Here is an 887-nt window from a genome sequence, read left to right on the forward strand (position 1 = left end):
GCTTTAGAAAATAGCTTTACGTTAAACACCCTGTTTTTGAGTAAGTCGACGCTTTAACAAGCGACAGCGTCGACTTAGTTATTTCGGTGTACTATCGATTCAAACTTGCTGATAAGCCTGCTTATTGATTTTCGCCTTCCTGCTATACCTTTCGATAATTTCATCCATTTGCTTTATTGCATCGTTGATATTTTGAATACCACCTTGTACAACACCTTTCTCGCTTTGGTTCAATGCAGAAAAAGCCTGTTTTAATTCTTTATCTTCTAGCATATTTCCGTGTAACAGCACTTCTTTGTAAGTCAGTAATCTCTGCTGTACCGCAATAATTTCATTACGGGTATCTTCTGATTCTAAAGCCTGTTGTATGCAAGGAAATGCCAATTTATAGAGATTCGCAATTTCCAATTTCACGCTATCATTATTCGCAATTTGCAATTTTTCTTATTTCCTAGCTCTGATAATTCAAACTTATCTACCCGCGAGTTAACGCCGTTGTAAGTGTGAAAGTCCATGAAACGTAACGTTTTTATCGGCCGAATAATATGCCTTTAATCGCTTATGTAAACTGTTCTAAGTCAATATGGTCTGCTTCTTGCTGAAATTAGGTCATAACTGTCTATTCTGGAGGTGCTTATGTCACAAGAACCTATAGTCATTGCGCTGATTGAGCGTAGGAAGCTAGGCAATTGGTCTCAAGAAAAATTAGCGGCTAGCGCAGGAATGAGCTTGAAAACCTATCAACGAATTGAGCGCGGAGAGGCTGATATCAAAATGTCTCAGTATCGTTCGATCACGAGAACTTTGAAAGTGACGGACTTGGATGTCGTACTCGACGTTGTAGGATCGTCTGAAGCAGCAGCGGAAGATGTAGCTGCTGCTAGTCG

General features: G+C 39.8%; 2 protein-coding genes. One reads left to right on the plus strand and one right to left on the minus strand.

Annotated elements, in window-relative coordinates; genetic code table 11:
• Positions 1–99 precede the first annotated feature (99 nt).
• On the minus strand, positions 100–438 hold the full coding sequence (locus AB4496_RS27095) for a hypothetical protein (RefSeq protein WP_102257712.1): 339 nt from the start codon (positions 436–438) through the stop codon (positions 100–102).
• A 198-nt stretch (positions 439–636) separates the two neighbouring features.
• On the opposite strand from AB4496_RS27095, the gene AB4496_RS27100 reads away from it, so the two are divergent.
• Positions 637–887, plus strand: a 251-nt coding sequence (locus AB4496_RS27100; protein ID WP_372133026.1) for a helix-turn-helix transcriptional regulator, incomplete at its 3' end; no start/stop codon positions are given.

The organism is Vibrio sp. 10N.222.46.A1 (assembly GCF_041473595.1).
Lineage (GTDB): Bacteria > Pseudomonadota > Gammaproteobacteria > Enterobacterales > Vibrionaceae > Vibrio > Vibrio tasmaniensis_A.